The 6,147-nt window shown below is 63.6% G+C and carries 1 protein-coding gene and 2 pseudogenes; all 3 read right to left on the bottom strand.

Translation table 11 applies throughout. The features are described from left to right. A pseudogene (locus WAW85_RS13905) lies at window positions 1-1,625 on the bottom strand (DNA-directed RNA polymerase subunit beta'); the annotation flags it as partial. Between the two features lie 79 nt (window positions 1,626-1,704). Beyond that, window positions 1,705-5,217 (bottom strand): DNA-directed RNA polymerase subunit beta, encoded by a 3,513-nt coding sequence (locus WAW85_RS13910; RefSeq protein WP_422560194.1) that lies wholly within the window; start codon window positions 5,215-5,217, stop codon window positions 1,705-1,707. A gap of 364 nt (window positions 5,218-5,581) precedes the next feature. Next, a pseudogene (locus tag WAW85_RS13915) lies at window positions 5,582-6,147 on the bottom strand (hypothetical protein); the annotation flags it as partial.

Raw genomic sequence — 6,147 nt, forward strand, 5'->3', positions numbered from 1 at the left:
GCCATCTGGTCACCGTCGAAGTCGGCGTTGAAGGCCTCACACACCAGCGGGTGCAGCTGAATGGCCTTACCCTCCACCAGCTGCGGTTCGAATGCCTGAATACCCAGGCGGTGCAGCGTGGGTGCACGGTTCAGCAGCACCGGGTGCTCGGTGATGACCTCTTCGAGGACATCCCACACCTGCGGACGCTGCCGCTCCACCATGCGCTTAGCCGACTTGATGTTCTGGGCCTGACCCAAATCCACCAGACGCTTCATGACGAACGGCTTGAACAGCTCGAGCGCCATCAGCTTCGGCAGACCGCACTGGTGCAGGTGCAACTGCGGACCGACGACGATAACGCTGCGGCCCGAGTAGTCCACGCGCTTACCGAGCAAGTTCTGACGGAACCGGCCCTGCTTGCCCTTCAGCAGATCGCTCAGCGACTTCAGCGGCCGGTTACCCGGGCCGTTGACCGGACGGCCACGACGACCGTTGTCGAAGAGGGCGTCCACCGACTCCTGCAGCATCCGCTTCTCGTTATTGACGATGATCTCCGGTGCACCCAGGTCCATCAGTCGCTTGAGGCGATTGTTGCGGTTGATCACGCGACGGTACAGATCGTTCAGATCCGAGGTGGCGAAACGGCCACCGTCGAGCTGCACCATCGGACGCAGCTCCGGCGGAATCACCGGCACGGCGTCGAGCACCATGGCGCGCGGGCTGTTGCCGGACTTCTGGAACGCGGCCACGACCTTCAGTCGCTTCAGCGCGCGCAGCTTCTTCTGCCCCTTACCGGAGCGGATCGTCTCGCGCAGCGACTCGGCTTCGGCGTCGATATCGAAGGCGTCCAGCAGCTTCTTAATCGCCTCGGCACCCATCGCGCCGGAGAAGTACTCGCCGAAACGGTCCTCCAGCTCGCGGTACAGCCGCTCGTCGATGATCAACTCACCCGCGGTCAGCTTGACGAACTTGTCCCAGATCTCGTCGAGCCAATCGACCTCGCGCTGGGCGCGCTCACGGATCTTCTTGAGCTCGCGCTCACCGGCGTCGCGGACCTTGCGCTTGGCGTCGGCCTTGGCGCCCTCGGCCTCCAGCTCGGCCAGATCGGCTTCAAGCTTGGACTGACGCTCGGCCAGATCGGCCTCCATATCGTCCTGGATGGCCTTGCGCTCGACAGCGATCTCCGCCTCGCGGGTGCTCAGCTCAGAGTGCCGCAGCTCATCGTCCACCGAGGTGATGACCCAGGCCGCGAAGTAGATGATCTTCTCGAGATCCTTCGGTGCCAGGTCCAGCAGGTAACCCAGCCGGCTGGGCACGCCCTTGAAGTACCAGATGTGCGTGACGGGGGCGGCCAGGGCGATGTGGCCCATGCGCTCGCGGCGCACCTTGGCCTTGGTCACCTCGACGCCGCAACGCTCGCAGATGATGCCCTTGAAACGAACCCGCTTGTACTTACCGCAGTAGCACTCCCAGTCGCGAGTCGGTCCGAAGATCTTCTCGCAGAACAGGCCGTCCTTCTCCGGCTTCAAGGTTCGGTAATTGATGGTCTCGGGCTTCTTCACCTCGCCGTACGACCACTTCTTGATGTCGTCGGCGGTGGCCAGGCTGATTTTCAGTTCGTCGAAAAAGTTGACGTCGAGCACGTTATGCCCCTCCAGAGGGAATGTTGTCTCTAAATAATTCAGGGGGAGTACACGGGGGGACGCGAGTCCCCCCGTGCGGTCAGTTAGCGAGGTCGTCGATCGTCGCGTTCTCGTTACGCGACAAATTGATGCCCAGGTTCGCTGCGGCGCGGTCCAGATCGTCGTCGTCGGAATCCGACATCTCGATGGCGGCACCGTCGCTCGACAGCACCTCCACGTTCAGGCAGAGCGACTGCAGCTCCTTCAGGAGCACCTTGAACGACTCCGGGATACCCGGCTCCGGGATGTTCTCCCCCTTGACGATGGCCTCGTACACCTTCACGCGGCCCACCACGTCATCGGACTTGATGGTCAGGAGTTCCTGCAGCGTGTACGCCGCACCGTAGGCCTGCATGGCCCAGCACTCCATCTCACCGAATCGCTGACCACCGAACTGCGCTTTACCACCCAGCGGCTGCTGCGTGATCATCGAGTACGGGCCGGTCGAACGCGCGTGGATCTTATCGTCGACCAAGTGGTGCAGCTTGATGATGTACATGTAGCCAACGGCCACCGGGAACGGGAACGGCTCGCCGGAGCGACCGTCAAACAGGATCGCCTTGCCGTCGCTGTTCACCATCACGTCGCCGTCGCGGTTCGGCCGGGTCGAGCCCAGCAGACCGGCGAGCTCATCGTCGCGGGCGCCGTCGAACACCGGGGTGGCGGTGTTCGTGTTCGGCTCCACCGAATACAGCTCCTCGGGCAGCCGCTCGGCCCACTCCGGGACACCAGCGGCGACGTCGATGTTCCAGCCGGCCTTAGCAACCCAACCCAGGTGGGTCTCCAGGATCTGGCCGATGTTCATACGACGCGGGACACCGTGAGTGTTCAGGATGATGTCGACCGGGGTGCCATCAGGCAAGAACGGCATATCTTCCTGCGGCAGGATCTTGCCGATGACGCCCTTGTTACCGTGGCGGCCGGCCAGCTTGTCGCCGTCCTGGATCTTGCGCTTCTGCGCAACGTACACGCGCACCAGCTCGTTGACGCCCGGGGCCAGGTCATCGTCGTCGTCGCGGCTGAAGACGCGGACACCGATCACCTTGCCGGTCTCACCGTGCGGCACCTTCAGCGAGGTGTCGCGCACTTCACGCGCCTTCTCGCCGAAGATCGCGCGGAGCAGACGCTCCTCGGGGGTCAGCTCGGTCTCACCCTTCGGGGTGACCTTGCCGACCAGCACATCGCCGTCGCGGACCTCGGCACCGATGCGGACGATGCCGCGCTCGTCGAGATCGGCGAGCACCTCGTCGGAGACGTTCGGGATGTCCCGGGTGATCTCCTCGGCGCCCAGCTTGGTGTCGCGAGCATCGATCTCGTACTCCTCGATGTGAATCGAGGTGAGCGTGTCCTCTTCCACGAGGCGCTGACTCAGGATGATCGCGTCCTCGTAGTTGTGGCCCTCCCACGGCATGATCGCGACGAGCAGGTTCTTGCCCAGCGCCATCTCGCCCTGATCGGTACACGGACCGTCGGCCAGCACCTGGCCGGCCTCCACGCGAGCGCCCTCGTCCACGATCGGCACCTGGTTGGCGCACGTCCCGTGGTTGCTGCGCTCAAACTTGCGCAGGCGGTAGCTCTGGCGCGTGCCGTCGTCTGCCATCACGGTGAGGTAGTCGGCCGAAACCTCTTCCACCACACCGGACTTGTCGTTGACCACCACATCGCCGGCGTCGACGGCAGCACGCAACTCCATGCCGGTACCGACCAGCGGTGACTCGCTGCGAACCAGCGGCACCGCCTGACGCTGCATGTTGGCGCCCATCAGTGCGCGGTTCGCGTCGTCGTGCTCCAGGAACGGAATCATCGCGGTGGCGACCGACACCATCTGGCGCGGGCTCACATCGAGGTACTCGACGCGGCTCGCCGGAACGAACTCCACCTCGGCGCCCTTGATGCGCACCAGGACGCGATCCTCGGTGATGCGGCCGTCCGCGGCGTAGGCCGTGTTGGCCTGGCCGATGAGGTAACGATCTTCCTCGTCGGCGGTCATGTACTCGATCTGGTCGGTCACGACACCGTCGGTCACCTTGCGGTACGGGGTCTCGATGAAGCCGAACGGGTTCACTCGTGCGTACACCGAGAGCGAACCGATCAGGCCGATGTTCGGGCCTTCCGGAGTCTCGATGGGGCACATGCGGCCGTAGTGCGACGGGTGAACGTCGCGGACCTCGAGGCCGGCGCGCTCACGGCTCAGACCACCCGGGCCGAGCGCCGACAGGCGGCGCTTGTGGGTCAGACCCGACAGCGGGTTGTTCTGGTCCATGAACTGCGACAGGGCGCTGGTACCGAAGAACTCCTTGATCGCCGCCACCACTGGACGGATGTTGATCAGGGTCTGCGGGGTGATCGCTTCGGCGTCTTGGGTGGTCATCCGCTCGCGAACCACCCGCTCCATACGCGAGAGGCCCAACCGGATCTGATTCTGGATCAGCTCGCCGACCGTGCGCAGACGACGGTTGCCGAAGTGGTCGATGTCGTCGACCTCCACCGGCACCTCAATGCCGCCCGGACCGGTCATCATCGGGGTCGCCGCCGAGGACGGATCGTAGGTCTCGTGCAGGCGCACCAGGTACTCGACGGTGGTGACGATGTCCTCGCGGGTCAGCACCGGAACGCCGTTGATCGAATCGTCGGTCAGGCCGAGCTTCTTGTCGATCTTGTAGCGACCCACGCGCGCCAGGTCGTAACGCTTCTCCTTGAAGAACATGTTCTCCAGGAGACTCTCGGCGGACTCGCGGGTCGGCGGCTCGCCCGGACGCAGCTTGCGGTAGACCTCCAGCAGCGCCTCATCCTGGTTCTGGGTGTGATCCTTCTCCAGGGTGGACATCATGATCTCGGAGAAGCCAAAACGCTCGGAAATCTCCGCGCGGCTCACGCCGAGGGCCTGCAGCAGCACGGTGACCGGCTGGCGACGCTTGCGGTCGATGCGCACACCGACGGTGTCGCGCTTGTCGATGTCGAACTCCAGCCACGCGCCGCGGCTCGGGATCACCTTGACCGAGTGCAAGGTCTTCTCGGTGGTCTTGTCGATGTCGCGGTCAAAGTACACGCCCGGGCTACGCACGAGCTGACTGACGACGACACGCTCGGTGCCGTTGATGACGAAGCTGCCCTTGTCGGTCATCATCGGGAACTCGCCCATGAAAACCGTCTGCGACTTGATCTCGCCGGTGTTGTTGTTGATGAACTCGGCCGTCACGAACAGCGGCGCCGAGAACGTCATGTCCTTGTCTTTGCACTCGTCGATGGAGGCCTTGACCTCATCGAAGTGCGGCTCCGAGAACGAGAGCGACATGGAGGACGAGAAGTCCTCAATCGGGGAAAGCTCACGGAGGACCTCTTCGAGGCCCCCAACAGGGTTTTCCTCACCGCGGGCGATCGCCTTGGCGCGCCACTCCGGGGAGCCGATCAGCCACTCAAAAGAATCAAGTTGCAAGTCGAGGAGGCCGGGTACTTCCAGCGGCTCGTCGATCTTAGCGAAAGAGACACGGCGCGGGGCTCCAGGAATGCTGCCGGTCGAAGTGGTTGAGGTGGACTGGCGGTCGAGTGCCAAGATTCGTCCTTCTCTCGCGAGGTGTTCACTATGTGGCGTTTAATAGCCATTTGGCCTTGGGGCCGCTTGCGTGGTCGTCGTACCGAATGACCTGCGGTTTCCCCAAGACGAACACGACGTGTCCGGCAAGAAGAGCCGATCAGAGGACGGGGTGCAGCCAGCGCAACGTCCTACTGTACCAGATTTTGGGCATGCTCTGTCAACCCCGTCAAATCAACGGTGCGTGATGGCGCCCCGGGGAGGACCTCGGCTGGCTGCCGCAGTAGTCCTCGTCTGCAAATAGCGTGTACCGCGCGGGCCCCCGCGTCAAGCAAATCGGTGCGTTTCGGCGAAAAATGCCTGGTCGATCCCGGAAAATTTCCGGTCACTCCACCGGAGTGACTTCGGAAATCTTCCAGTCATCGCCCACCCGAACCATGGTGTATTGCAGCCGCAGCAGGTTGTTCTCGGCCAGCTTGCCGCCGGCATTCACCTGCACGATCAGAGCTCCGATGGCTTGCGCCTCATTCCGCGTGAGACTCGACAAACCGAGATGATCAAGCTGGCAGAATGACTCCGCCTGCCGCTGCACGATGATCGAGCGGTTGACTTCGACAACCTTGTCGAACTCGTCGCGGGCCGTACCGGTCAGGGTGCTCGACGCCCGCTCCATATCCTCGGTCACCGTCTGCCAGGTGTAATTGAACGGGATGCAGGCCAGCGACGACAGCTGTGCCATCACCTTCGACGTCTCGGAGCTGTTGACGAAGGCCTTGTTCTCGGTGCCCACCGCACCCGGATGCCAAGCCAAGACCGCGGCGATACCGCCGAGGACGGCGGCAACCAGCCACAGGGTGATCGCCTTGACGTACCGCTTCTTCGCGGTCGACGACAGCGCCGTCGACGACGGGATGTCCACCCGCTCGGCCGCGGACACGACGGGCGCGTGCA

The organism is Gordonia sp. (in: high G+C Gram-positive bacteria) (assembly GCF_049299075.1).
In the GTDB taxonomy this organism is placed as follows: Bacteria; Actinomycetota; Actinomycetes; order Mycobacteriales; family Mycobacteriaceae; genus Gordonia.